General features: G+C 68.0%; 18 protein-coding genes. 13 read left to right on the top strand and 5 right to left on the bottom strand.

The window, feature by feature from the left end; translation table 11 throughout:
* Positions 1–12 precede the first annotated feature (12 nt).
* The 10 genes from ACZ6A9_RS11345 (at position 13) to ACZ6A9_RS11300 (ending at position 10665) form a co-directional block, all read left to right on the top strand.
* Entirely contained in the window at positions 13–282 is a 270-nt protein-coding gene (locus ACZ6A9_RS11345; RefSeq protein ID WP_468982586.1) for an acyl carrier protein, read from the top strand.
* Complete coding sequence (locus ACZ6A9_RS11340) at positions 276–1058, top strand: SDR family NAD(P)-dependent oxidoreductase (RefSeq protein ID WP_468982981.1); 783 nt, start codon at positions 276–278, stop codon at positions 1056–1058. The genes ACZ6A9_RS11345 and ACZ6A9_RS11340 overlap by 7 nt, the downstream gene beginning before the upstream one ends.
* A gap of 12 nt (positions 1059–1070) precedes the next feature.
* The gene (locus tag ACZ6A9_RS11335) at positions 1071–2021 is read left to right on the top strand and encodes an aromatase/cyclase (protein WP_468982584.1); all 951 of its coding nucleotides are present in this window, start codon (positions 1071–1073) and stop codon (positions 2019–2021) included.
* An 8-nt stretch (positions 2022–2029) separates the two neighbouring features.
* Positions 2030–3385: an FAD-dependent monooxygenase gene (locus tag ACZ6A9_RS11330; protein ID WP_468982581.1), complete on the top strand. Its 1356-nt coding sequence runs from the start codon at positions 2030–2032 to the stop codon at positions 3383–3385.
* Positions 3382–4314: an ACP S-malonyltransferase gene (locus ACZ6A9_RS11325; RefSeq protein ID WP_468982579.1), complete on the top strand. Its 933-nt coding sequence runs from the start codon at positions 3382–3384 to the stop codon at positions 4312–4314. The genes ACZ6A9_RS11330 and ACZ6A9_RS11325 overlap by 4 nt, the downstream gene beginning before the upstream one ends.
* A gap of 4 nt (positions 4315–4318) precedes the next feature.
* Entirely contained in the window at positions 4319–5350 is a 1032-nt protein-coding gene (locus tag ACZ6A9_RS11320) for an acyltransferase domain-containing protein (RefSeq protein ID WP_468982577.1), read from the top strand.
* Between the two features lie 688 nt (positions 5351–6038).
* Positions 6039–8075, top strand: coding sequence for an AfsR/SARP family transcriptional regulator (locus tag ACZ6A9_RS11315; protein ID WP_468982573.1), 2037 nt, complete (start codon positions 6039–6041; stop codon positions 8073–8075).
* Between the two features lie 202 nt (positions 8076–8277).
* Complete coding sequence (locus ACZ6A9_RS11310; RefSeq protein ID WP_468982571.1) at positions 8278–9225, top strand: NAD-dependent epimerase/dehydratase family protein; 948 nt, start codon at positions 8278–8280, stop codon at positions 9223–9225.
* Positions 9226–9589: 364 nt separating this feature from the next.
* Positions 9590–10225 (top strand): DUF433 domain-containing protein, encoded by a 636-nt coding sequence (locus ACZ6A9_RS11305; protein ID WP_387129157.1) that lies wholly within the window; start codon positions 9590–9592, stop codon positions 10223–10225.
* Entirely contained in the window at positions 10225–10665 is a 441-nt protein-coding gene (locus ACZ6A9_RS11300; protein ID WP_387129159.1) for a DUF5615 family PIN-like protein, read from the top strand. Before ACZ6A9_RS11305 ends, ACZ6A9_RS11300 begins: the two co-directional genes overlap by 1 nt.
* A 140-nt stretch (positions 10666–10805) precedes the next feature.
* On the opposite strand, the gene ACZ6A9_RS11295 is transcribed toward ACZ6A9_RS11300, so the two are convergent.
* From ACZ6A9_RS11295 to ACZ6A9_RS11275, 5 genes are all read right to left on the bottom strand, one after another.
* Positions 10806–12062 (bottom strand): hypothetical protein, encoded by a 1257-nt coding sequence (locus tag ACZ6A9_RS11295; protein ID WP_468982567.1) that lies wholly within the window; start codon positions 12060–12062, stop codon positions 10806–10808.
* A 157-nt stretch (positions 12063–12219) separates the two neighbouring features.
* Positions 12220–15492, bottom strand: coding sequence for a type I restriction endonuclease subunit R (locus ACZ6A9_RS11290; protein WP_468982562.1), 3273 nt, complete (start codon positions 15490–15492; stop codon positions 12220–12222).
* Positions 15489–16610 carry a restriction endonuclease subunit S gene (locus ACZ6A9_RS11285; RefSeq protein WP_468982560.1) on the bottom strand — a complete coding sequence of 374 codons (1122 nt, stop codon included), beginning with the start codon at positions 16608–16610 and terminating at the stop codon, positions 15489–15491. Before ACZ6A9_RS11285 ends, ACZ6A9_RS11290 begins: the two co-directional genes overlap by 4 nt.
* Complete coding sequence (locus ACZ6A9_RS11280; protein ID WP_468982557.1) at positions 16603–18225, bottom strand: class I SAM-dependent DNA methyltransferase; 1623 nt, start codon at positions 18223–18225, stop codon at positions 16603–16605. The genes ACZ6A9_RS11285 and ACZ6A9_RS11280 overlap by 8 nt, the downstream gene beginning before the upstream one ends.
* 17 nt (positions 18226–18242) lie before the next feature.
* Positions 18243–20384, bottom strand: coding sequence for a hypothetical protein (locus ACZ6A9_RS11275; RefSeq protein WP_468982554.1), 2142 nt, complete (start codon positions 20382–20384; stop codon positions 18243–18245).
* 233 nt (positions 20385–20617) lie between these two features.
* Here ACZ6A9_RS11275 and ACZ6A9_RS11270 point away from each other — a divergent pair, with 233 nt between their 5' ends.
* The 3 genes from ACZ6A9_RS11270 to ACZ6A9_RS11260 all read left to right on the top strand — a co-directional run bounded on the left by ACZ6A9_RS11270 (position 20618) and on the right by ACZ6A9_RS11260 (position 24392).
* Entirely contained in the window at positions 20618–21250 is a 633-nt protein-coding gene (locus ACZ6A9_RS11270; protein ID WP_468982548.1) for a hypothetical protein, read from the top strand.
* A gap of 311 nt (positions 21251–21561) precedes the next feature.
* Positions 21562–24021 carry an AAA family ATPase gene (locus ACZ6A9_RS11265; protein ID WP_468982545.1) on the top strand — a complete coding sequence of 820 codons (2460 nt, stop codon included), beginning with the start codon at positions 21562–21564 and terminating at the stop codon, positions 24019–24021.
* Positions 24018–24392, top strand: a complete 375-nt coding sequence (locus ACZ6A9_RS11260; protein WP_468982542.1) for a hypothetical protein — start codon at positions 24018–24020, stop codon at positions 24390–24392. Before ACZ6A9_RS11265 ends, ACZ6A9_RS11260 begins: the two co-directional genes overlap by 4 nt.
* Positions 24393–24422 lie beyond the last annotated feature (30 nt).

Raw genomic sequence — 24422 nt, 5'->3', positions numbered from 1 at the left:
AAGGAGCAAGGAATGTCCGCACGCGTCACCATGGACGATCTCAGGCGAGCCCTCGAGGAGGGCTCCGGTGTCGACGAAGGCGTCGATCTTGACACCGACCTCGAAACCATGGCGTTCTCCGAGCTGGGGTACGACTCCCTTGCGGTGCTGGAGACCGGCCTGCGCCTCGGCCGCGAGAACGACATCGAGCTCGACGACTCGGTGTTCGCCGACCTCGACACGCCTCAGCAGATGCTGGACGCGGTCAACGATGCCCTCGCGCGTCAGGCGGCGGCATCGTGACCCTTCCCCGTCATGCCCTGGTCACCGGCGGTTCCAGCGGCATAGGAAAGTCCGTCGCACGGCGCCTGGCCTCGGCCGGCCACACCGTCACGATCTGCGGTCGTGACTCCGAAAGGCTCCAGCAGGCCGCCAAGGAACTGTCGGAGCAGGGTGCACCCGTCACCTCGCTGATCGCCGACGTCAGCAAGCCGCGCCAAGTGGGCGATCTGGTCCGCGAGGCCGTGGAGACGAACGGTCCCCTCGGGATCCTCGTCAACAACGCGGGCAGGAACGGAGGCGGCCGGACCGCGGAGCTGAGCGACGAGCTGTGGCGGGAGGTACTGAGCACCAACCTCGACAGCGTCTTCTACGTCACGCGGGAGGTGCTGGCCCGTGGCGGCATCGGCGAGGTGGACCACGCCCGGATCATCAACATCGCCTCCACCGCGGGGAAGCAGGGAGTTCTGCTGGCCGCCCCGTACTCCGCCTCCAAGCACGGTGTCGTCGGCTTCACCAAGGCGGTGGGCAAGGAGCTGGCCCCCCAGGGGATCACCGTGAACGCCGTCTGCCCGGGCTACGTGGAGACCCCGATGGCCTCACGGGTCCGGCAGGCCTACGCAGGCGCCTGGAAGACCACGGAGGCCGAGGTGCTGTCCGCCTTCGAGGCGAAGATCCCGCTCGGCCGGTACAGCACGCCCGACGAGGTCGCCTCGCTGGTCGAGTACCTCACGACCGAAGGCGCCGCCTCGATCACGGCTCAGGCGTTCAACGTGTGCGGCGGCCTCGGCAACTTCTAGGAGATGATTCACATGGCCGATCCGGCTCGCACAGACCTGCACTCCGCCACGATCGCCGGCAGCGCCGACGCGGTGTACCGCCGTCTGGAGGACGTCGGGCAGTGGTCCCAGATGTTCGAACCGACCATCCACGGCGCGGAACTGGCCCGGGACGGGAACAGGCAGACGATCCAGCTGTGGGCCACCGCCAACGGAGAACCCAAGGCCTGGGTCTCCGAGCGTGAGCTCGACCCCGTCGCGCGCACCATCCGCTTCGCGCAGACCGTCACCTCCTCGCCCGTCGCCGAGATGTCCGGCGCGTGGCAGGTCCTGCCCCTGTCCGAGGACACCTGCCGGGTCGAACTCACGCACACCTACCGTGCGGAGAACGACTCGGCGGAGTCGCTCACATGGATCGCCCGAGCCGTGGAGACCAACAGCACGAAGGAGCTCTCGGCGCTCAAGTTCGCCTGCGAACGGGACGCCGACAGCGAGGCCAGTCCCTTCACCTTCACCGATGCGGTGGACACCACGGTCGACCCCGTCCTGCTGTTCTCGTTCCTGGACCGCGGTGAGCTGTGGGCGGGACGCCTGGAGCACGTCGCCGAGGCCGAGATGCGGGAGTTCTCCGACGGCCTGCAGTTCCTCCGGATGCGGACGCGCACCCCGGACGGTGACACGCACGTCACCGAGTCCTACCGGGTGTCGCAGAGCCCGGCCCGGCTGCTGTACAAGCAGGTGACGCTGCCCGCGCTGCTGTCGCTGCACACCGGCGAGTGGACCATCACGCCGGCCGGGGAGAGCTGGCGGGTCACGTCGAAGCACACCGTGGCGATCGATCCCGACGCGGTGCACAAGGTTCTCGGTGCCGACGCGACGGTCTCGGACGCCAAACGGCTCGCCCGGCGCAACCTGGGCAACAACAGCCTGCGGACCCTCGAAGCAGCGGTCCGGTGGGCCGGCACCGCCGTGTCGCAGAGGTGAGTGGGGACATGACGGAGCCCGAGACCTCGGACGTTCTCGTCGTCGGCGCCGGGCCCAGCGGACTGCTCCTGGCCGGGATTCTCGCCGGGGCGGGTGCGCGGGTCACGGTGCTGGAGGCGCGGGACGCGCCCAGCCCGCAGACCCGCGCCTCCACCTTGCACGCCCGTGCCAGGGAGATCCTCGACCACCACGGAGTGGAGTTCTCCCCGGAGCTGCCCTGGAGTGCCCACGGACACTACGGCGGCCTGCGCGTGGACCTCTCCCAGGTCGACTCCGGGCGGGCCGGTGTCTGGAAGTGCCCCCAGCCGGAACTGGTACGGACGCTGACCGGCTGGGCCCGCGGGCACGGCGCGCGGCTGCTCCACGGGGAGCACGTGGAGTCCGTCCGCGAGCAGGGCGGGCGCTGTCTGGTGCGTACCCGGGCCGGCACCACGTTCAGCGGGACCCTGCTGGTCGCGGCGGACGGCCGGCGGAGCACGGTGCGGTCGCTGCTGGGGATCGAGTGCGGGGGTGAGCCGGCCACGCGCGTACTGGTGCAGGCCGATGTCCAGGGCGACGGGCTGGCGGGGCGGCGCTTCGAGCGACACGGGCGGTACACCGTGACCGCCGCACCGATCAGCCCCGGGATCACCCGGGTGATGCTGCACGATCCGCGCTGGCCCGAGGGCGAGGAACGCACGCTGGAGGACCTCCGTACGGCCTGGAAGGAGTCCACCGGCGAGACCCTGCCGGCCGAGCCGTCGTGGTCACGGACCTTCAGCGACGACACGACAGTGGCACACCCGCTGGTCAAGGGCCGTGTCGTGCTGTGCGGTGACGCCGCCCACCCCTTCGTCCCCATCGGCGGCCAGGCGCTGAACACGTCGTTGATGGACGCCGAGGCGCTGGGCTGGCGGGTCTTGGGGTATCTGGACGACGGGGACCGGCAAGGCCTCCTCGACTACCAGGACGAGCGGTTCTCGTGGCTGACCGTTCTCGCGGGGAGACTGCGCGCCCAGGCACGTCTGCTGTTCGACACCGACGCGGCGGCCACGGAACGCAAGGCGCTGGTCGCCGCGAGACTGGCCGGGGACGCGGACTACCGGCGCAGGATCGCCGACGCCCTGGCCGGTGTCGACGTGTGCTACCTGACGCCCGGCGGCGCGGTCCGCCGGCGTCTGTCCCCGGCCCGGCTCCGGGAGAGCGGAGTGAACCCCGGCGCCCGCCGCGTGCAGCGGGCGCTCGTCCCCGACGACGGAACGCGCACGGACGCCTGGATCCGTCCCGATCACCACTGGTACCCGGTGGCCCGCGCCGGGGCCCGGCAGGACTGGGACGACGCGGTGCGCCTCCACGACGACTTGGAACCCGAGGTGACGCGGTGAGAGCGTTCCTGTTCCCCGGTCAGGGGACCCAGAAGATCGGCATGGGCGCCTACCTGCGAGAACGGTACCCCCACCTGATCGCGCCGTTGTGGCGGGAGGCGGACGACGTCCTGGGTTTCCCCCTCACCCGCCTCTGCGAGGAAGGCCCCGGCGAGAAGCTCCGCCACATGCCGGTCACCCAGCCCGCCGTCTTCCTGTGCAGTTACACCGCGCTCGTCGCCGCGCAGGCGAACGGCGCGGAGCCGGACGTCATCGCGGGCCACAGTCTGGGCGAGTACTCGGCGCTGGCGGCGGCCGGCGTCCTCACCTGGCAGGAGGTTCTCCAGCTCGTCCACCGCCGCGGTCAGCTCATGGCGGAGGTGCAGCACAAGGTGGACGGGAAGATGGCGGCCGTCATCGGTCTCGCCATCGGGCAGGTCGAGGAGATCTGCGAGCAGGTGCGGTCCGAGACCGGTGAGGTGGTCGAGGTGGCCAACCACAACGAGCCCCTCCAGGTCGTCGTCTCCGGCCAGTGCGCCGCCATAGACCTCCTGGTCCAGCGCGTCGCGACGGCGACCGACGTCCGCACGTCCGTCCTGAGGATCGGTGGCCCGGCCCACTCCAGTCTCATGGGCAGCGTCGCGGGGGACTTCGTGGAGTACCTCCGGCGCTTCGACTTCTGCACGCCCAAGACGATGCTGATCTCCGGGTCGACCGCCGAGCCCTACGCGAGTGCGGAGGAGATCAGGCACCAGCTCGGCAGGCAGCTCGTGCACCGGGTGCGGTGGGTGGACGTGATGGCGCAGCTCAAGAGGCTGGAGGTCTCACAGACCTGGGAGCTGGGGCCGGGCAAGGTCCTCTCGGGATTCGTACAGCGGTCGTTGCCGGGGGTGCGGACGTACCGCGCGAATGATCTGCCGTCCTTCCTGGCCGGCGTGACGGGCTGGTGAGCCGGTGAAGCACGCAGTGCCGCATCAGGCGACCGGCGCCGCCTTTGACGGAGGGGAGTCCGCGCCCCGGTCCCTCGTGCTGATGCTCCCCGGGCAGGGGTCGCAGTTCGCTTCCATGGGGGTCCCGCTCTACGAGTCCGACGCCCGGTTCAGGAAGGCGCTCGACGACTTCTTCGACGCGTTCGGCACCGGTGCCGAGCGGCTCCGGCGCGAGTGGCTGCACGGTTCGGCCCGCGGCATCGAACGTGGGTCCTTCGCGCAGCCGATGCTGTTCGGCCTCGACTACGCGGCGGGCGCGGTGTGGCTGGAGGAGCTCAAGGGTGTCGACGTGACGCTGGTCGGTCACAGCGTGGGCGAACTGGCGGCGGCCACCCTCGCGGGGGCCTTCGACCTCGAGCTGGCGGGGGCACTCCTGGCCGAGCGGGCCCGGCTCCTCGACGCCGCCCCCCGGGGAGGGATGATCGCGTGCCGCGCGACGGAGGAGTCGCTGCGGGAGCATCTCGACGCCCTGGGCGGACGCGCCGTCATAGCGGCGGAGAACGCGGACAACCAGTGCGTCGTGAGCTGTGCCGAGGAAGACCTCCCGGACACGATGCGGCACCTCGGCTCGCACGGTGTGACGTGCCTGCGCGTCGCCTCGACCGAACCGTTCCACTCCCCCCTCCTCGCCCCCGCCGCCGCCCGGTTCGAGGAGTTCCTGGCCCAGCACGGTCATCGTCTGTCCGCGACGGGACGGCCCATGGTCTCGGCCTACTCGGCGCGGAGGATCAGTGGCCGGGAGATCATGCCCGCCTCGTTCTGGACGCGTCAGATGGCTGAGAAGGTGCGTTTCTGGGAGGCGCTCCGCCACAACTTCGACTCCGGTCCCCACACGTTCGTGGAAATCGGCCCAGGCACCGTCCTCTCCCTGGCCGCACGTCGGCTGCCGTCCGTACGGGCCCGGCGTTCCACGGTGATCTCCACGATGCCGCGTCATCGGCCCCACCCGGAGCACTGGGAATCGGCCATACATGAGGTCGCCGAGGAATTCTGTTGACCATTGCACTACGTGAACCGCGCAAGGCCGGCCATGGGTGTCCCCCCGAGTTCCCGGGAGACGCCCATGGCCTTGTCGGTGAAATGTTCAACCAAGTGAACCACCCCTCGAGGGTGTCCCGGATCAAAGACGTTCACCGATTTGCATAGTCGAAAAAATACGGACAGCAACGGAAGCGGAGTGCTATCCTGCAATCTGCACGCAACGGGGGAAACGGGGGAGGATTCCAAGTGCAGGACCCGGTGGACCGGACCTCAGGGAACTCCAGAGGCGCGAGCACCGTCGGACCCGAGCAGTCCCGCAAAGACGCGGACCGCTCCTGTCGGCGAAGAGGGCCCGGTATCGTCACGCAGCAGCTTTCGCCGACCCTCCACCATTTCTTCACCGTCACGAGAAGATCTCTCCGGGTTGGCGGGGACCACGCGGACAGAGACTGAGGGACCGGCGCTCGACCTCGCCGGATCCCGCCCCTCCACCCCTTCCCCGCGTTGCCCCTGACCGCATGGGCGGCATCTCGGTGCCGCTTTTCTTCCGCGCCTGGCGCGAGGGGAGATCTCCCATCAAGGGGCCCTTCCAAGCCCTCCTCGCCTTGAGGGCACCGCACACCGAAGACCGATCACAAAAGTATCCGAACGGCTCCGACCGAGGTCATATCTGAGACTGATCGAATATCCAACGGGGAGATGTGATGGGTTTCATCCGGTTTGACGTTCTGGGCCCACTCAGGGTCCGGTGCGACGACACCCTGCTTCAATTGACCGGGCGCAAGTACCGCACCGTGGTTTCGTATCTCGCTCTTCAACCCGAGTACTCGGTGGCGATAGAGGACCTCGTCCGGGCCGCTTGGAGCGACAAGCGCCCGTCCAGCGCGCACCACCAGGTCCGCAAGATGGTCTCCGCACTCCGGACCAGTCTGGACCAGGACTGGGACCTGGTGACGACGTCCCAGGACGGCTACATGCTGAAGTTGCCGCCCAAGCAGTCCGACGTATCCGAATTCTGCCGCCTCTTCGACCAGGTGATGTCGGGCCCCCTGACGAGCGACGACGACCTGTCGGCCGCGTATTCGGCGCTGGCGCTCTGGCGCGGACGCCCTTGCGAAGGATCCGAGCCCCATGGGCAGGAGCGCCGGATCTCTCAATTGGTGGAACAGCACCGCGTCCTCTTGAACAAGACCGTGCAGGGATTCGGCGACAGGGGCAGGTCCGATGAACTCGCCTCGATACTGCACGTCGCATCGAAGATTCACGGACAGCCGGTCACCGCTCCTTCCGGTGTCGCCATTCCCGCGCCCGCCGCTTCCTACGCGGGCGCGACACATGTCCCCGAACCTTCGGGTTCGACCACCCCTCCCCCACGTCCCGGCTCCCCCGTCGGTCCGCGCTGCCTGCCGCGGGATCTGCAGGACTTCGGTGGCCGCGAACGCGAAATCAATGAGCTGCAGAAACTGTTGACCGCGGAAGGACCCCACCCGCTGTTGGTGGCGACCGTTCACGGAATGAGCGGCGTGGGTAAAACCGCCGTCGCCGTCCGCCTGGCGCACAGACTAGCCCATCACTATCCGGACGGCCAGTTCTTTGTATCCCTGGACGGCTTCTCTTCGGCCTCCACCGCCACTGTGTCAAATGCGCTGGGAATACTCCTCAGACAGAAGGGCCTGGCGGACGAGGACATTTCACCTTCGGAAGACGGCCGCCTCGCACAATGGCGGACCATCACCGCCGGACAGAAGCTGCTCGTCGTGCTCGACGACGTGTGCGACATCGAGCAAGTAGAACCCCTCATCCCGCCCTCGAGCGAAAGCGCCTGCATCATCACGTCGCGCATCATCCTCAATGGCATCGACGGCGCTCATCACATCTCACTCGAAGTACCGGACGAGGACGAATGTCTGGAGATGCTCAGTTGCATGATCGGCAGACGCTTCGACGCCGAGGAGACGGAGGACGCCCGCGCGCTGATCCAGCAGTGCGCCAATCTGCCGCTGGCACTCCGTCTCGCCGCCGCCCGGATATCGACGCGCGACTTCCTGAACCTCCGAGAACTCAGTGAGCAACTGTCGTCCTCGGCTTCCATCTTCAGTGAACTGGAAGTTCCCGGCCGCAGTCTGGTCGGCCGGCTCATGACGTCCTTCACGTGCCTGGAGGACTTCGATCACGACCGGTACCTCCGGTTATCGCTGCTCCCCTGCCCCGAGATCGATGAGACGTCGGTCGCGGCCGTGCTGGGCGTGTCCACCGACTGGGCACGGCGTGCCTGCAGGCGCTTCGCGGACCGCGCGTTGCTGCAACGCACACGATGCGGTACATACCGGATGCACCCGCTGCTGCTGCAGGCGGCACAGCTGGAAGCGCAGAAGACCATCCCGTTCGAGGAACAACGCCGGCTCGTCCGCGCCGCTTTCCTCCATTACAAGGCGTCGAACGGCCTCGTGGGAGCCAGCCGCATCAGCCCTTCCCGGGTTCCTGACGGACACGTGGTGCTGAGGACCCTCATGCAGTCCGCGAAACTGGCCGCGCGGCTCGGCCTCCAGGAGGAGTTGGCCGATCTGTACGCCGCCTGGAAGGAACTGCTCCCCCTCGTGCTGGACCGCCGGCAGCAGGAGGCGGTCGGGCAACGCGTACTCGCCGTTTCACAGCACCTGGACCGGCCGGCGTGCGAGGGAGCACCCCACCGGAGGCGTCCGCGGCAGGCACGGGACATGCTGCCCGAGGGGCAGCGGTGAACGAGGGCCGGCAGGAAGGCAGTCGGACGATGACGACCGTTTGTCCGTACATCGGGAGACCGGGGTGCCCCATGAAAGACGTGACCCGGTCACCGGATGTCCGAACGCAGCCGCACCCGGGGGCGAACTGACCATGGACCGCGTTCTTCCGTATGCAGCCGGCAGTGAGGCACTCCTGTCGTCGAGAGAGCACGGCCCCGCGGTGAGCGAGAGAACCGTCTCGGCGCAGGAGATCGTCGTGGGCGGCGGGGGTCTGCTGGGGAGGCACATCCTCGGCGTGCTGGGCAATCGGCTCAGCCGGCGGGTACGCATCCCGTGGGACGACCACGGCCGCGCCTGTGAGCAGCTCTACGCGCTGGGCAGGGACCTGGCTCAGCAGCCGGCGCGCTGGAACCTGTACTGGTGCGCGGGACTGGCCGTCTTCCACACCCCCGCCGAGCAGGTGGAGCGAGAACGCCTCCAGGTCAGCCTCCTCCTGGCGGGCATCAACGACGGGCTCGAACGCTCGGGGGGACCCACCGGCGGCGCGTTGTTCCTGGCCTCCTCAGCCGGCGGTGCGTTCGCGGGCTCGGAACACCCGCCGTTCACCGAGTTCTCCCCGCCCGTGCCCACGAACCCGTACGGTGCGTCCAAGCTCGCCGTCGAGGAGGAGGCCGAGGTTCTGGCGCGCCGTTGGCGACTGCCCACGGTGTCGGGTCGGATCACGAACCTGTACGGCCCCGGCCAGAACCTCGGCAAGAACCAGGGCCTGGTCAGTGCCCTCGTCAAAGCGCAGCTGACCGGCGAACCCCTGCGGCTGCGGGCCGCCCTGGAGACCACGCGCGACTACATCTACGCACGGGACTGCGCCCGGATGGTCGTCTCGGCGATGGAGACCGTACGGTCCCGCACCCGCGGCACGGACCCCCATGTCCGCAAGATATTCAGCAGCGGACGCCGTCTGCGGATCGACGAACTGCTCCGGATCGCCGAGCGCCTCTTCGACCGGCCGGTACCCGTCGTCCACGAGCCGGTGGCGGGAGGGGCGAACGTGAACCTCTCGGTCGAGTCCCGGGTATGGGCGGACCTCGAGTCGTCCCCCTTCCTCAGCATCGAGGAAGGGATGCGCGCCGTCCGCTCCGACCTCAGGTACCGACTCGGGCACGGGTGAGCGACACGAACGACAAAAAACCCAGGCCGCACATCAGTGCGGCCTGGGTCCGATGAGCCGCCTTCGGGATTCGAACCCGAGACCTACGCATTACGAGGGCTTGCGAGATCGTGACGATGGATGCCGAGCCGTGGCACAGAGTCCTGTTTTTGCTGGTCAGCGGCGTGCAGCCGAGAGGCACGTGCTCGTCCGGCCCAGCCCGTGCCGACCTGTCCGCTCACGCACGGCTCACGCACGCTGGACGTTTCACCGCTGCGCCGCAGAGGATCTGGAGCATCTGGGCTCTCATCGTTCTGTAGCGTTCCCGCTCGGAGAACTGGGATGATGGCACCCCACAGCACGCGATCAGGATGGGAGGCAGCAGATGGCGTACTCGACCCGCATGGCTGCCGCCCTCTCGGGAGCGACGGTCGGACAACTGCGCACGTGGAGGCAGGACCGTGGCAACGGGCCGATCCTTCAGCCTGAGCTGGCAGCCAGGCCGGCCCTGTACTCCTTCCGTGACGTACTCGCGCTGCGCGCGTTCGCCCACCTTCGCCAGGACGTGTCACTCCAGAAGATCCGCGTAGCCCTGGCCACGCTGAAAAAGATCGGGGAGGTCGAGCACCTGTCCAGTTACTCCCTGGTGGCCGAGGGCGACTCGATCGTCCTCGCAGGCCACGATGACCACGGCACCGATCTGGTCAAACGCCCTGGCCAACGAGTGATCGCCACCATGGCCGACATCCTCCAGGAGTTCGCTCCCAGAGCCGGCGTCGTCGTCCCCCACCTGCTCCAGCCGAAGCAACACGTCACTGTCGACCCCGAGACTCAGGGCGGACAGCCCGTGATCACGGGCACGAGGATCCCCTTCGACACCGTCGCGGAGCTGATCGAGGACGGCATCCCGCCGGAGGAGATCGCCGCCTACTACCCCGGCGTCACCGCTGACGCAGCACGTGACGCTGCTTCCTTCGCGCTCTACGTGGACAGCTACAGCACGGGAGCGCGCGCTGCCTGATGCGGATCCTCATCGACGAGAACGTCCCCGTACAGGTGCTGGAGATGCTCAGACGGATCCTGCCCGGACATGAGGTCAAGCACGTCAGCGAGATCAAGTGGGCGGGCAAGAAGGATCTCGCGCTTCTCCCCGATGCTGCGAGAAAGGGTTTCGACGTCTTTCTGACCAGGGACGCCCGACAGCTGGAGGATCCGTCGGAGACAGAGGCCATCAAGAAGTCGGGCATGCACCACATCCGCTTCAGCCAGGCGCACAAGGGCATGGTCGGTCTCGGCCTGGCTATGGGCGCGGTGGTAGCGGCCATGCCCCTGATCGTCGGCGAGCTCGACGAAGCAGACACACAGCAGCTGATTCACATCAAGGGCTTGAACCCGGTGAGCAAGCACCGCTTCGAGCGTGTGGACCCGTCCGTCTCACCGCCAGCCTACTGGCCACGCTAGACGAGTGACGCCTCCCGTCGCATGCCCGACGCGGCGGGAAGCCACGACGACCGCCCGGCTCAGGGCCGGACGGTGGTCCTTCTGGTGCAGGGCCGGCAGGAGGCTGCGTCAGTCGTCCGGCATACAGGGATAGTCGGCGCTCACTCAGACTTCTTGTCGCCTTGCTCGTCGTTCCCGCGCAGACGACGCGCTCGCTCGGCGATACCGCTGGAGAGCTTGTTTTTCACCGAGTTGGCCCGGTCGAGGGTCTCGTTGCCAAGGCTTCGGGCAGCACCAACACCATTTACTCCTTTTTCCAACGCTCTGTCCCTCACCTCCAGGGCAGCTTCCGTCCATCGCCTCGCTTCAGATGAGTCGCCACCGGACTCGATTCCGAGCCGCACGTGAAAGTCATGGACGCCGGTCGCGACCTGGTTGCTCGACTGGACCACAGCCGGGGAGGCGGTCGGGTGCAGCAACACCTTGGCGTTGGCCACGCCAGCAGCGGCGTTCATCCTGGCCAGCAGAGTTTCGGTGCTCCGCGAGATGTGCTCCAGCCGGTCCTGCCGGGCGGCCTTCAGGCCGAGGCGATGCCCGTTGAGCTCATCGGGGGACGCGTCCAGCACCCTGTCGAGTTCGAGTACGGCGATCGCGTCCTGCAACTGGAAACAGCGAGCCAGAACGGCGAGCCATTCTCGAACCATGGCCTCAACTTCCTTGACCATCGTGGCGAGATCACCGATCTTGGTCTTGCGCTCCATGTTCTCGGCGACCGCGTCGAGTTGACGCAGCGCGTACGCCTGCGTCTCCGCAATCGTCGCCGGCGCGGCGTGCACCTTCGACCAGGTGACCTCGTCGACCCTGCCCCGCTTCTCTCGGATCGTCATGGCCTCCTCGATCACGAAGCCCACTCCGATCATGCGGGCCAACACAGTGTCCTTCTGCGCACGCAGTACGTCGTCGACCTTCTTGTCGATCGCGGCGAGATAGTCAGTGATCTCGTCCATGGTCTGTTGCATGGCGACCTGCGCCATGAACTTCCCGGCGTTGGCAAGAGTCGCCGGGTTGGACAGGAGCGATCGGGGCGCGTGCGCGAACTCGAGGAAGCCCTTGATCTGGCCCTTCTGTCCCTTCAGCACACCCGTGCTGAGCCCTGTCTTCGCGCTCTCCCTCAGGCCATACTTCTTGAGGAGCACCGCCGACTTCGGCGTCAGCTTCACCCAGTGAGCGGAGTTGGCGGCGATCTCCGATCCTGCCTCTGCGACTGCAGCACCCGTAGCGAAGACGGACTTGTACCACCGCGGTCCGAGACTCTTGGACGGCAGTCCCTCCGAAGCGAGGAAGTTTTCGACATCCTTCGCGCTCCCGATGACTGTCAGCCCATCCCCGTCGCTGATCAGCTGAATCTCGTTGTCCATGGTCCGCTCCTGAAGTGGCTTCTCGCCGTCGAAGGTGGTCAGGGTTCGCAGAGTGAGCGCCGGGATGCGGCCGAGGTCTTCCGAAGGCGGGAGACCTCGGCCCTGACCCGGTCGGGGCGTGAATACACTGCTCTTGCGCCGACGTGGCCGCGCGGCCTCAGCTGTCCGGCATACCGGTGGTTGCCCACTCGTCGGCGAAGTGCTCCATCTGCTTCAGGACCAGGTCGACAGCCTCCGCGCGCCTGTCCGGCGGGTAACCGTGGCGAGCCAGCAGGCGTTTGATGGCGCTACGGAGACCAGCACGGACGGGCTCGCGGGCGATCCAGTCCGGCTTGAGTTTCTTCTGGACCTCCGCGACGAGGTCGCGGGCGATGCCCGCCAGGATCTCATCGCCCATGAGCTCCTGCGCCGAGTCGTGCTCGGCCACAGCGTCGTAGAAGGCGAGCTCGCGCCAGTTCAGCGGCGGCTCGAACTTCTCGCCGCGTCTGGCGTCTTCGACCACTTCCTTGGCCATCTCGACGAGCTTGGCAATGAGTTCGGCACTTGTGTACTGCTGTCGCGTGTACCGGGTCATGAGGTCCTGCAGACGGTCGGAGAAGGCCGTGCGGCGGACGATGTTGTGACGCGTGACCTCGCGCATCTTCTGCTCGATGAGTCGCCTCAGGGCCTCCGCCGCGAGGTGCGGAGTGTCGCTGCCCTGGAGCTTGGCGACGAGCGCGTCGTTGAGGTGTGTCAGGTCGGCCATCTCCAGGCCGGCCTCGGCGAACAGGTCCGATATCCCGCCGGTCTCGACCACAGACGAGGTCAGCTGGGCGAGGTACAGCTCGACGTCGCGGGCGACGGGCAGGCCGCGCGCCTCGCGGTCCGCGGCGTCGAGCTTGGCCATGTAGGCGCGGACCTCGACGAAGAACTGGATGTCCCGACGCCAGGTCGGGTGGTCCGGGAAACGCTCGCCGATGTTCGTGGCGCTGGCGGACAGCGCGTAGAAGCGCTCCAGGCGGTGGGAGTGGTCGCGGAAACGCCGGCCGACGGTCTGGCGGGGGTCGTCGAGCTTCTCCGGGTCGTTGCCGGGGGTACGCGGGTTCCGGAGGTACTCGGCGGCCCCGCCGGCGGCGTTGACGAACGCCTTCGCCGTCGGCTGTTCAAGACGCGCACGCCAGTTGAAGCCGCGCAGGATGTCGCTGAGGATGTCGTACTCGTTGCGCAGCTCGTCCAGTGCGCGGTCGAGGTCCTGGCCGAGGGTGCGGTCCTCCTGATCGGCGTCCGTGTACTCGGCGATCGCCTTCTGCAGGTTCTCCGTCAGCGGCGCGTAGCCGACGAGCAGACCATCCTCCTTACCGCGGAAGCGGCGGTTGACCCGGGCGAGGGCCTGCATCAGGTTGGCGCCCTTGAGCGGACGGTCCAGATACATGGTGTGGACCGGCGGGGCGTCGAAGCCGGTCAGCAGCATGTTGTTGACGATGAGCAGCTCCAGCTCGTCGTCGGGGTCCTTGGCCCGGTTGATGACCGCCTTGCGCTGGCCGTCGGGCAGCGCGTGGTCGAGCAGGTGGTCCTCGTCCTTGCGGGAGTTCGAGGAGAAGACGATCTTCATCGCGCCCTTGGACGGCTCGTCGCTGTGCCACTCCGGCCGCAGCTCGCGCAGGGCGTCGTAGACCCGGACACAGATCTCGCGGGTCGCGCAGACGACCATCGCCTTGCCGGCCGCCCCGCCCTTCTCGGAGACGCCGACGAACGGTCGCATCCGCTCGCGCCGCTCCTCCCAGTGCGCCACTAGGTCCTCGGCAAGATCCTTGACACGGGCCGGCAAGCCGTACATGGCATTCATCGTGGCGACGGCCGTCTCGACCCGGCGGCGTTCGGTGTCGTCGAGGCCGTCGGTGATGCGGTCGGCCTCCTCGTCGATCTTCGTCGGGTCGACATCTTTGCCAAGGACGAGCTTGATGACTCGGCCCTCGTGGAAGACCTTGACCGTCGCGCCGTCGTCGGCGGCCCTCTTGAGGTCGTAGATGTCGATGTAACCGCCGAAGACCTGACGAGTGTTGCGGTCGGCCTCGGAGATCGGCGTTCCGGTGAAGGCGAGAAGCGTGGCGTGCGGGAGGGCATCGCGCAGGTGGCGGGCGTAGCCGTCGAGGTTGTCGTAGTGGCTGCGGTGGGCCTCGTCGACGACGACCACGATGTTGCGCCGGTCGGAGAGCAGCGGGTGGTCGGACCCCGCTTCCTTCTCCTCCTTGGTCTTGCCGAACTTCTGCAGGGTGGTGAAGAGGATGCCGCCGGTCCGCTTGGCCGCGAGCTCCTCCCGCAGCTTGGCCCGGGTCGCGACCTGGAGAGGTGTACCCGGGAGGATCTCGCTCTCCAGGAAGGTGGAGTACAGCTGGTCGTCGAGGTCGTTGCGGTCGGTGATGACGACGACGGTCGGGTTCAGCAGGGCCGGGTCGCTCATCACCATCGCCGTGGTGAGCACCATCTCCTCGGACTTGCCCGAGCCCTGCGTGTGCCAGACAACACCGGCCTTCCCATCACCAGCTGCCGCTTCGCGCACCTTCTCCGCGGCCCGGGTCACCGCGAAGTACTGGTGCGGCTTCGCGATGCGCTTCATCTGCTTGGACGGCACGAAGTTGATGAAGGACCGGCAGAGGGAGAGGAACCGGGGTTGGGTGAACAGCCCGTGCAGCGCCAGGTTCTGGCCCGAATCGGCCACCCCATCGCCGTCCGCGGTGAACGGGTCGACGCGGGCCCCGGACTCATCCGTGTTCCACGGCGCGAAGTGCTCGTACGGGGTGAAGGGCGTGCCGTACTTCGCCGTGACGCCGTCGGAGAGCAGCACCACCGCGTTGTAGCGGAAGGCGGTCGGAAACTCCTTCACGTACCGGGCAACCTGGGAGTGCGCGTCCTGGAGCGTGGCGCTCTCGTCGCCGGCGCGCTTCAACTCCAATACTGCGAGCGGGAGTCCGTTGACGTACAGGACGATGTCGAAGCGGCGCCGCTTCTCGCCGTCGACGACGGTGACCTGGTTCAGCGCGCGGTACGTGTTCCGGTCCGGGTCCGCCAGGTCGACGAGGCGGACGGTCGGGTTGTGCTCGGCGCCGAAGGCGTCGGTGTAGACGACGGAGCGGATGCCGGTCGTCAGGTAACCGTGGGCGGTGCGGTTCTCCTCGTACGTGTCCTGCGACTCCGGGGTCGCCGCGGCGGCGATGGCGTCGCGTACGGCGTCCGGCGGCAGTTCGGGGTTGAGCCGCTCGATCGCCTCGCGGAGGTCGGGGTAGAGGATCAGATCGTCCCACGACTTGCGGTGCCCGGAGCCGGGCGCAAACTCGTTGCCGGAGGCAGGCAGCCAGGCCAACTCGGCGAGCTCGTCGAGGGCGAGCAGCTCCCAGTCGGCTTCGAGGGGGCGGTAGTGCTCGCTTCTTCCGCTTTCTTCGTCGTGCGTCATGTGCGGTCCTCGACAATCTTCTCAGCGTCCTGGACGCGAAGCCGGCCGGACATCAGCTGGGGGAGGAGGGTGTCGCGGAGGGTGGCGAGGGTGCGTGTCTCCACAAGGGCGTGAGCGGCAATCCGCAGGAGCGGAGAGGTCTTCGCCGACCACGCCGCGAGCCGCGCGGCGTTGGGCACCACACACTCAAGTTCTACGATGATCCTCTTGTTGATGTGCTGCTGGGCCCCACCCGAAGCATGCTTGGTGAGATCGGCAACTCGTGCCTTGATGTCGTAGAACAGCCAGTCGTTGAGCGCCGGGTCGTCGGACCAAACCCCAGCGATGTTCTGACTGCCCCCAGCGACGATCTCCAAGCGGGAGATCTGTCCCATCGTGGCGCCGGTAATCCCGATCAAAGTGGCTCCGGGCGGCATCAGCTTCACGGAGCTTGCGGACAACCCATCCTCGGTAATCATCTCGCTAGGCTCAAGAACGCGGAATTCGTTGGCCTTCCCGGAGTTGATCCAGTTGATCGTCCCACCGGACCAGTACTCCGGTTTGGAGCGGCTCGGCGTACCACCGACCACTACGTCGGCCAGTCGGCCGAGCCGTTCGGACTCTGCGGGCAGGCCGACTCGTTCGCTCTGATAGTGAACGCTTGCCAACGTGTCCGCGGTAACTGCGATGCGCTCGTTGACAGCGATCTTGTCATCCAACGTCTTGAGTACCCCGGCGATCGCTTTCTGTTCCAGGACGCCAGGAAGACTCACCCCGATTTGAGCGATAAAGTTTCGATTTAGTGAAGGCTGTGCACTACCGGAGTTGTACGAATTGAAGTCAATTCCATCGAGAAGACGGAAAATGAACTGCGGATCGTTTCCCTTGAAATCCTCTACATAGAGGGTCGTATTCAACGGCCAGAAAGGACCGTCATGCCACGTTGCTGTGCCGATTGACGCCCCACTGCGCCCAATCGTAACTCCAGGACCGCAAAACGGGGCTTCGTCGTGCCAGCCAGTAATTCCCGATGAGCCCAGCACGGGATAGGGGCCCGGTCGGCGTTGCGGAGTCGGTAGATCAATGCCCCGTTTTAGTCCTACAACCTTTGCAAGGTTGGTCTCCTGCCACTCAGACATCGACCCTCCCCAGCTGCTCCCGAACCATCTTCTCGAGCTCCGCCGACTTCTCGAAGAGTCCGTACAGTTCCTCGGTCAGCTCAGCGATCCGCTCCCCCACCGCTTCCGCGCTCTCCTCCTCCGCCTCAACAGCCCCCACATACCGCCCCGGCGTCAATACGTACCCGTGCTCCCGCACCGTCGCGAGGTCGGCCGAGAAACAGAACCCCGCCTCGTCCGCGTACGCCAGCCCCGCCTCACGCGCCGAAGCCGTACCGCGCCACGCGTGATATACACCAGCGATCTTCGCGAGGTCGACCTCCGTCAGTACGCGCTCCGTCCGATCCACCATCTCGCCCATGTTCCGGGCATCGATGAACAGAATTTCGCCGCGCCGTTCGGCCAGGCGTTTCGCGCCCTGCGGGGACTTGTCCTTGGCCAGGAACCACAGACATGCCGGGATCGGCGTCGTGCGGAACAGCTGGGGCGGCAGCGCGACCATACAGGCCACCAGGTCTGCCTCCACCAGCGCCTGACGGATCTCTCCCTCGCCGCTCTGCTGAGAGCCCAGGGAGCCGTTGGCCAAGACGATGCCGGCCGTACCCCGCTCACCCAGCTTGGAGATCATGTGCTGGAGCCAGGCGTAGTTGGCATTGGCCTTGGGCGGAACCCCGTACCTCCACCGGGGGTCGCTTTCGTCCCTCGCCCAGTCCTTGATGTTGAACGGAGGGTTGGCCATGACGAAGTCGGCCTTGAGGTCGGGGTGCTTGTCGTCCGCGAAGGTGTCGCCCCAGCGGGGGGCGAGGTTGCCGTCGATGCCGTGGATGGCGAGGTTCATCTTGCCCAGGCGCCAGGTGCGCTCGTTGAGTTCCTGGCCAAAGACCGAGATGTCGGCCTTGTGGGCACGCCCGGCGTGGGCCTCGATGAACTTGGCTGCCTGAACGAACATGCCTCCCGAGCCGCACGCAGGGTCGTAGACCCGCCCTTCGTACGGCTCCAGGATCTCCACGATCAGCCGGACGACGGACTGCGGCGTATAGAACTCGCCTCCCCGCTTGCCCTCGGCCCGCGCGAAGTTGCCGAGGAAGTACTCGTACACCTCGCCCAGCACGTCCTGCGCGGGCTTGTCCCCGCTGCCGCCGAAGCGGGCGTCGCTGATGAGGTCGACGAGTTCACCGAGACGCTTCTGGTCGACGTTGTCGCGGTTGAAGATCTTCGGCAGGACGCCCGTGAGCGAGGCGTTCTCCCGCATCACGGCGTCCATCGCATCGTCGAGGAGCTTGCCGACGCCCTGGCTCTTGGCGTGGGTGGCGATCCACGTCCAACGGGCGGTCTCCGGTACCCAGAAGACGTGGGCGCCGGTGTACTCGTCCCGGTCCTCCAGGAAGTCGTCCATCCGGTCCTCGGTGATGCCGTCATCGGCGAGTTCCGCGGCGAGCTCGGAGCGGCGCTCGTCGAAGGCGTCGGAGACGTACTTCAGGAAGATCAGTCCGAGGACGAATTCCTTGTACTGCGCGGCGTCGATAGAGCCGCGCAGCTTGTCAGCGGCCTTCCACAGGATCGCCTGGATCTCCTTGGCGGTGGAGGCGCTGAACAGCTCCGCCTGTTCGGTGGGTTTCTTCGCAGCGGTAGCCATGGGGCAGACCGTCTCCTTCAGTCGTCGGTTCCGGGGAGGTTCTGGAGGGTGAGCGTGCCGTCGGCGATACCGGCGGCAGTGAGGCGGACCAGGTCGTCGAGAGCGGCGGACTGCTCCCGCAGGAGGTGCGCGCGGGTCTCGATCTCCGCGAGCACGGAGTCGAAGCGCTCGGCCTCGCGCCTGCTCAGGTCGGGGATGAGGAGGTCTTCGATACCTCGCGAGGCCCGCACCGCGCCACTGGTACGCGCGTACTCGGCGGCAGCCGCCCGCAGCAGTGCTGCGAGTACCCGTGGCAGCACCGGCGGGTCGGCGTCGGGGTGGACGCGGAGGATACGGGCCGGGGCAGCCACCAGGGACAGGCCCGCTTCGTCGACGTAGGTGCCGAAGCGGGGGCTCGTGGTGACCACGATGTCGCCCGGCTCGGTGAACAGGGCGTGTTCGTAGCCGGTGAGGAGGACTCCGCGGTCGATGCGGCGTCCGCCCGGGCGTGCGATGCCGAGGACCTCGTCGGGGGTGAGCACGGTGTAGTGGCCCTCTGCCGTGAGGTGTTCGTCGGCGAAACGGTGCCCGGGGCGTCGGCGCAGGCGCCGGTCGTCGAGGAGCCGGCGGACGGTGGTGCGCCGCACGGGCTGGTCGTCAGGGCGCAGCACGACCTGGGCGCTCAGTGCCGTGCGCAGGCCGGCGCGCTGCCGGGCTTGCTCGTGCAGCTCCGTCAGGCGCTGCTCCAGGGCGCTGATACGGACCGGACGCTCGATGACGCCCCGGGTGTAGCGGGCCATGGGCGGGCGGTGCTGGGTGGTGAAGGCAGCGCCCGGCCGGTCGTCGAGGTCCTTCGCGGGGACGATCACCGCGTGGCGGGGTTCGTGGCGGCGGTCGCCGCGCCAGGGGGCGGCGCGCCAGATGGCGATGTCCTCGGCGAGCACGTCAAGGACCGTGTCGGTGAGCGGCTGCGCGGAGTAGTCGGCGAGGAGGACCAGGCCCGTGCGGTGTTCCGCCGAAGTGCGGGCCAGCACCCAGAGGGCGGTGCGGTAGCCGGGACGGTAGGGGAACGCGCCGTCGGGCAGGCTCACCGCGGCCTTGAGTAAACCGTCCCGGAGGAAGGACCGGCGCAGACGGTCGGCCTCGCTGTGCCGGGGGAACGGGCGTACGAGCACGTCGGCCGGGCCGAGAACGACGGCTGTCGAGCCTTCGTCGAGGTAGTCGGTGAGTGCCTGTACCTGTTCCAGGACGACCTGTGGGCTGCGGTTCTCCCCCGACTCGTAGGGGAGGACGGAGACCAGCAGATGGGGATATCCCCAGTCGTCGACGGGCAGGTCCTCCCCTTCGGTGACGCCGAGGTCGAACTCGTTCACGCCTCGGACGAGCATCCGGCGGCGGACCAGGCGGGCCCGCACCGGGTCGGGGTCGGCGGCGAGGTAGGTGTGGCCGGAATCCTCGGCGGCCCGGGCGTGCAGGGCGGCGAGCAGGTCGCCGGAGCGCGCGTGCGGGGTGGCGACGACGGAGCCTTCGTCGAGGGTGTCGACGCCGGACAGGGCAGCGAGGGCGCGTACCACGGCCGAGGTGGGCTCATCGGCGGCCAGGTCGTGGGAGCCGAGGCGGCGGCGGGCCTCCAGGACCCAGTCGAAAGCCTCGGCGGGGGTGTAGGCGGCCTCGGTCAGCTCGTCGGCCAACGCGGCCAGCTCGGGACCGAGGCGGTCCGGCTGCGGGACGGCCTTCAACTCGGCCGACATGTACGTGTTCTCGGGGTCGAGCTCGTCGGCCTGGGTGAGGACCGCGTCCCAGCTCTGGCCCGAGAGAGGAACGTCAAGTTGTCGGCGCAGGCAGATCAGCGCGGTCAGTGCCCCCACCAGGACGGAGGCGGAAAGGATCGGCGTCCGCCAGGCAGCCAGGGTGTACAGGGCCAATTCGGCCCGCAGGTGGCGGGCGTCCGCGTTACCGCGGCCCGTCGTCGTCAGCCAGTCGACGACCGCGCGGGCGTCGAACAGGGGCCGCCCTTCTTCGTGGGCTACGGGAGCGGGAAAGTCGGGGTGCCTGCGGCTCCAGGTGGTGGGGACGGGCCGACGCACCTGGGCGAGGGTGGCGATTTCCGCATATGTGATCCGCCAGGCCGACGGCTCGGGCACGATGGGCGACACGGCCCCTTCGCGTGTGCTGGTCACTCGCTCCACTCCCCCTTCCATACCGGTCCTGTTCGGGCATCCTCACCGGCCGATCAGCGGGCACCGAGGCAGGCAGAACCCTACAGCGAAGGGGAAAGGGGCAGGAGAGGAAAGTTGATAACCCCGGTTATCAGCATCGCCAACGAATTTCTGAGCCTTCCGGTCCCACTCTGGTGCTCGTTCGGCGCACCGACACCCGGTGCTCGCCGCAGTCGCGATCCGGAGGTCTCCCCATGGCTGACATGTCCTCGATGCCGCCCGCCCACCAGCCGTCGAAAGGCATGGGCGCCGGCCCCGGCTGGGCAACGGTGCCTCCGCAGCCGACGCTGCACACGTTCACCCAGCCGCCCGTGTCGGGCCTGCCGCCCGCCGGGCGCACGCCCTCGCGGCGCAAGGTCTGGCTCACCCACGGCGCGACGGCGCTCGTCGCGCTGATCTTCGGTGCCGCGATCGGTGGCGGCGGAGAGTCCGGGGCTACGGCGGGCTCCTCGGGTCCAGCCCCGGCCGTCACGGTCACCAAGGCCGCCGCGGGCGAACCGAAGCCGGCCGTGACTGTCACCGAGACGGTCAAGGCGACGGTCACCGCCAAGCCGAAGCCGGTGAAGAAGTCCGGCCCCCCGAGCGGCTTCTCGGGCGAAGGCCAGTACCTCGTGGGCGAGGACGTCCAGGCCGGCACCTACCGAACCTCTGGCCCGGAGAAGGACAGCATCATCCCCAACTGCTACTGGGCACGCCTGAAGAACGCCTCCGGCGAGTTCGACGCGATCATCGCCAACGACAACATCCAGGGGCAGGGCCGCGTCACCGTCAACAAGGGCGAGTACTTCAAGACCAGCGGCTGCCAGGACTGGCAGAAGGTCGGCTGACGTCGAGGAGTCTCCCTCCCCGGCCGCCTGAGAGGTGTCCCGTCACGTCGCTCTCACGCGGAGGGCCGCCCTTCGAGCAGACGGCCTCGAGTACACCCTCGGCGGCTGACCGCTGACGGGGAACCGCCCACCGGCGTACGTGCGACGCGCGCACGCCATCGGCGACCGACCGCCGCCCCTGTCGACTTCGTCATCTCCGACATCTCTGGGTGTCGAGCTCATCGGAACCGACGCACGCGCATAACCCGACGCCTCCGCAGCACATCTGTTGCGCCACTTCCCAGTCAAGTACCGGATCAAGGAGCACTCCCATGACCAGTTCGGAACAGAACGAGCCTGCCGCGTCCCCTTCCACGCCCCCCGCCCCACAGGTCCTTGCCGCCGAGTCCGTGCCACTCGCAGACCTGGTGGAGGCGCGTCTGGCTGCCGCACCCCTCGGCGAACCCGTGAAGGCGCTCCTGACCGAGGCGCTCGGCAGCGCGCAGACTCCGGGGAACTCGCCCATGGGCCGGATCTTCCTCGACTCCGTCTGTGTGGAAGGTTTCCGCGGCATCGGTCCCCGGGCCTGGCTGAACCTCAGCCCCCGCCCGGGTGTCACGCTCGTCGTGGGCCGCAACGGCTCGGGGAAGTCCAGCATCGCCGAAGCCATCGAGACGGCGTTCACCGGCACGAACATGCGTTGGCTCGGGCAGGATGCGACGCGCACCAGCAACTGGCGCAACCTGCACGATGGCGCCAAGACCGAGATCGAGGTCAAGCTGACGGTCGAGGGCGACTCCGGCCGGAGCACGCTCACTCGCGCCTGGACCGGGCACGACATCACCGACTGCGTGGGCACGTTCCGGCGTCCGAGACACGGCGCAGTCCCCCTCGACCAGGCGGCGTGGAAGCAGGCCCTGACGGACTACCGTCCCTTTCTGTCGTACGTCGACCTCGGCCGCATGATCAGCGGCAAGCCCTCCCAGATGTATGACTCCATCGCCACGATTCTCGGGCTCGGGCACCTGAGCGCCGCGTACAACCACCTTGGGCTGCAGGAGAAGGCGCTGGGCGACGCGGTCAAGGCGGCGAAGAACGAGCTGCCGGAGATCACGGCCGCGCTGTACGCACTCGAGGACGACGAGCGTGCGGTCCAGGCGCTCGTCGCCATTGAGACGAAGGGCCGGCCCGACTTCGAGGCGCTGGACGGACTCGTGGCGGGCCTGCCCTCCGACGATGACGGTCTCCTCGCCGAACTGCGTGCCGCGGTCGACATGCGGGGACCTGACCTGGAGCAGGTCGGAGCAGCGGTGGACCGGCTGCGCGAGGCACTCGCCGGAGTCGAGGACGCGCGCCTGACCGGGGCCGAGGACGCGTTGCAGCGCGCCGGTCTGCTGGAGAAGGCCCTGGCCCACAGCAACCGTCATCCCGACGAAGGGTCCTGCCCGGTCTGCGGCACGGAACGGGTCCTCGACGCCGCGTGGGCCGCCGACGCCGGTGCCCAGATCACCCTGCTCCGGCAGGAGGCGAAGACCGCCGAGGACGCACGCAGCGAACTGCGGTCGGCGGCACGGGCGGCTCAGAACCTCATCGAGACGCCTCAGCGGATCCCGGCCGCCCTGACCGACCCCTGGAACGAATGGCTCGCCTGCCGTGCGATCAGCGATCCGGCTCAGCTCGTGCATCGCTTCCACGACACCGCCTTGACCCTGGCCGACGCCTGCGCCGCCGTGAAGGACAACGCGGTCCGCGAGCTGGAGAAGCGGGACGAACGGTGGCGCCAGCTCGTCACGCGCCTGGCGAGCTGGACGGAAATGGCCCGCACCGCGGCGGACGCCGAGCCCCGGCTCGGCCATGTCAGGAAGGCCCGCACCTGGGTCAAGACGCTCACCGCGGAGCTGCGGGAGAGGCGTATGGAGGGCTTCACCGGTCACTCCCAGCGGATCTGGGAGAAGCTTCGCCAGGAGAGCGACATCGACCTCCAGTCGGTGAGCCTTCAGGGCAGCGAGAGGGCCAACGTCCGCAAGCTTGTCATGGACGTCACCGTCGACGGGGAGGAGGCTTCGGCGCTGAGCGTCATGAGCCAGGGAGAGCAGCACTCTCTCGCGCTGTCCTTGTTCCTGCCCCGTGCGGCCACCGCCGACAGCCCGTTCGGCTTCGTCGTCATCGATGACCCCGTGCAGTCCATGGACCCGGCCAAGGTCAACGGGCTCGCCCAGGTCCTGCACGAGCTCGGCGAGCACCGGCAGGTAGTCGTGTTCACCCACGACACCCGGCTTCAGCGCGCTTTCACGACCCAGGAGCTGCCGGTCACGGTATTCGAGGTCGAGCGGGGCAAGGCGTCCAAGGTGAACGTCAAGGCGGTGACCGATCCGGTCCGCCAGGCGATCGCGGATGCCAGGGCTCTCGCCAGTACCGAGAGTCTTCCGGAGGCGGCCCGCACCCACGTGCTCCCCGCACTGTGCCGGATCGCGCTGGAGAACGCCTTCGTCGAGGCGGCCTGGGTCCAGCACCTCCGCTCCGGGGGCTCCGAGCACGATCTGCAGTCCGCCGTGGCCGACGCGGACAAGCTCATGAAGATGGCCGCGCTGGCCTTCTTCGGCGACATCGGCCGCACCGGCGATGTCTACCGGGAGCTCCGCACCCGTTGCGGCCCGCGTGCGGTTGACCTCCTCAAGCAGTGCCAGAGCGGTGCCCACGCCACGGGAACCCGCATCGCCGACGCGCACCGCTTCGTGACCGAGATCAGCGAGCTCGCGCAGAAGGTGCGCAAGACGGAGGTGGCAAAGTGACCGGCGCCGCAAGTACTTCGATCGACGAGCTGCTGCTGACAGCCGACCAGCTGCTCTCCGACCCCAGCGTCGAAGCCTCGGCGGCCGGTCGGCACCGTGGAGCCTCCCTCGCGCTGCGGACCGCCCTGGAGATCGCGGTCGACCGCACGCTCGACGCCGCTATGCCGGGACTGGCCGGCATCACCACGCGGGCGAAGATGCTCTGCCTGCGCTGCTGCACCGCCGCGACCACCGCCCGCAGGGCCAACGCCGTCTGGTCGCATCTCTGCCTCGGGTGCCACTACCACCAGTACGAGATCGGCCCTACCCGAGACCAGGTCCACTCATGGCGTGCGGAAGTCAGCGAACTGGTACGGGAATTGCCTCGTTGACGGAATATTCACAGCTGGCCCATGCGTCTG

This window comes from Streptomyces sp. NPDC041124, assembly GCF_055592385.1.
The sequence above is the reverse complement of the archived record's forward strand: the minus strand, read 5'-3'. Positions and strand labels throughout refer to the sequence as shown.